Source organism: Pseudoalteromonas sp. TB41, from assembly GCF_000497975.1.
Lineage (GTDB): Bacteria > Pseudomonadota > Gammaproteobacteria > Enterobacterales > Alteromonadaceae > Pseudoalteromonas > Pseudoalteromonas tetraodonis.
Map to the genome: position 1 here is coordinate 1 of NZ_AUTH01000119.1, position 2,758 is coordinate 2,758.

Consider the following 2,758-nt stretch of genomic DNA (forward strand, 5'->3'; position numbering starts at 1 on the left):
ATCACACCCCACCATATCGAGTATTAACTCGGCGCTAGAGCCCACGGCTATAGGCGTACAGTTATTACCACTAGACCAAGATAGGTCGGCTGCGCCGACGTTGGTGCTAGCCTTAGCTGCAATTTTCTCTGCTGTACCTTTGAGTTGTCTTGTCCATTCTATAAGGCGGGTTTTTAAGCTGGTTGCATCCGTTACGTTATGCACATTGTTAAACAAACGTGTAAGCACGGCTTTGTAATCAATATTGGTCACAACACCTTTAATACGGCGCACTACTTCGGCGTAGTCGTTGCCCATTGGGGTGTCTTCGTACATTGATTTAAAGTTAGCAGCGCGGCCAATACACATGCCGCCCTGTAGTTTTACGTAATCTTTCCAATTGGCGTTATCTGCCGCATGTCGAATTGGCTCTATTATTTCGTCTTTAATTGGTTTGCCTTTTGGCATACGGCGAAGCTCTCGCCAAACCGTAACGCTTGGCGAACCCTGAAATTGAAACTGGCGAATGTTCCACGTACTTGCCCAGGCTAAAACGGGATTGGCTTGCTCTTGCAGGTTTTCGCCTGTGTCGGCGTCAACATGATCAGTCAGCATGTAACCATCAATATTTTTACTAATGTATTTAGCAATGTAGGCCGCTGCGCTGCCCTTGCTTTTATCAAGCTTTACAGCGTCAAAGCGTGGGCTAAAAGTACGGTAAAATTTGGTAGGCGCTTTATGGTTTTTCGCCTTAAACTTTTTAGGCTCTCTTTTTTCAGCCTTGGCTTTTTCTGCCTCTTCTTTATTGCGTTGTATGGCTACTTCGTTGGCTTTCTTTTTAGCAAAGCCCCACTCGCTGCGCTTTTGTTTATAGATTTTAAATAACTTGGTTTTCTCAGTCCCTGCACGGTATTTAACGCAGGCTTCTACTGTTTTTATGTGGGTGCCATGGGTGTTTATATCTACAAATTTATTAAATACTTTGGCGCGGGTAAGCTCGGGGCCATAACGATCGTAAAGCTCGCTTTTATCCTCTTGAATAAAGTACCAACGCAAAATAGCGTTGATTTCTTGAAGTTTGTTTTTTGGCATGAATAACATCATGTGCCAGTGCGGACACCCGTCAGCATGTGGCTCTACAACACGTACACCAAAGTATTTAAGTTCACGGCGGTTTAACTTTGAACGTGCCCGCGCCCATGTTGTGGTTAAATAATTTTGCGCATCTTTGGGGGTCGAACCGTCCCACGTACTTGCATTGGCATGAAAACGCGCAGGGCATGTAATAGTGTAAAACATGGCAACATAGCCCATTTCATCGGCTAGTTCTTCGGTTTCACGGATGCGTAGCATTAGCTCATTACGGCGGTTAGCAGGGTTTGCCATGCCGCTTTTTACGGCTTCAATTAAGTTAATTACATCGCCGTCGCTGCTTTGTAGTTCCATCATTTCGAGGAACTGGCGACCACTGGCTTGGGCAAAGCTAAATTCACGTTGTGCTTGTTTTGATGAATACGGGCTAATACCCCGGCGTTTAGGTTTTTGGTTTTTTTTGTCGTAGTAAAGGTCTTTACCCACTTGGCCGGTTGCAATTTCTAGTAGTTCTAAAAACTGTTTACGCAGGGTTTTTAATTGGCGAGCCCACCATTTATCGCATTGCAGTTTAAGCAAGGCGATTTCAAAACAGGCTTGCGGTAAGTCGTCTTCGCGCATGTCGTAAAATGGCACATTTACGCCAAACTGTTTGGCATACCCTGCAACCCCTTCGTAGGTAAGGCGTACTATTTTTTCATACGGTAAATGCTGGTTTTGACCGCTTACATCAAGTGCTTTTTCAAGGCACTCTAATGCAAGAGTGCCTGCATGCTTTTTAGTTTTTTCAACACTACTTAGAATATGCCATGGCAATGGCATATTGTGAGTAATACTGAGCAGAACACCAAAGCGAGGCTTTAAACGCGCAATAGTGCGGCGCATCCATGTATTAGCACGGAACTGGCTCCCCGCTTTTTTCTCGGTGTAACGATCAATGTATTTACGGGCCATGCGACTTTGCAGCGATACAGGCACTTTTTCCAAGTTGCTAGCAAGGTAATTAAAGTCGTCAATATCAGTAATAGACGAAATTAAGCCCTTAGCTATGCTTGATAGGTTAAGGGCGTCAAGGTCGATCGGGATTGGGTTAGCCATTACAGTTTAAGCGCCTGCTTTATATCGCTAACCGCTTTGGCTTTTAACTTCACAATGTCTGTTGCATGTATAGCGGGAAAATTAGGTTCTTGTGTATAGCCGATTAAGTTAAACAAAGTTTGTATATCATTAACCTTGTCAGCTCTCCAAAAGCGGCCTGTTCTATGCTCTGGGTTTTTACCCATGTAATCTAAAATCAGTTGGTGCAGTAGACCGCAATCTGAAAAGTCATCACCTGTTGACCACATAACACGGTCTGCCATTACTTCTATCTGACAAAGCCAATCAACGAATGAATCCAAGGCAAAAACAATATCAGTGCCCAAGTCTTCATCATCAGGGTAATTGGTGCGTAAGTAGTGTCCCCACTGAGAATTAAACGCGGCTGTTGCAGTGCCTAATCGGTCTTGTTTTTCTGGCGATATAACCTCGTGAAAATCAGCGCCAATTACACCTGTTTTAGGGTCAAAAAATACCGCCGCAATTTCAACGATCATTGCGCTTGGGCGATTATCTAAACGAGTTAAATGCACCATTACATTGTTCATGCTGCACCGCCGTCTAATTCAAGTTCAATTAGGTCAAAATC

General features: G+C 44.1%; 2 protein-coding genes. Both read right to left on the reverse strand.

Annotated elements, in window-relative coordinates; translation table 11 throughout:
* Positions 1-2,169 (reverse strand): replication endonuclease (locus L641_RS0120930; RefSeq protein WP_024603028.1); only part of this gene is annotated, 2,169 nt, incomplete at its 3' end.
* On the reverse strand, positions 2,169-2,717 hold the full coding sequence (locus tag L641_RS0120935) for a 3'-5' exoribonuclease (protein ID WP_024602004.1): 549 nt from the start codon (positions 2,715-2,717) through the stop codon (positions 2,169-2,171). The genes L641_RS0120930 and L641_RS0120935, both read right to left, overlap by 1 nt.
* Positions 2,718-2,758: the final 41 nt, after the last annotated feature.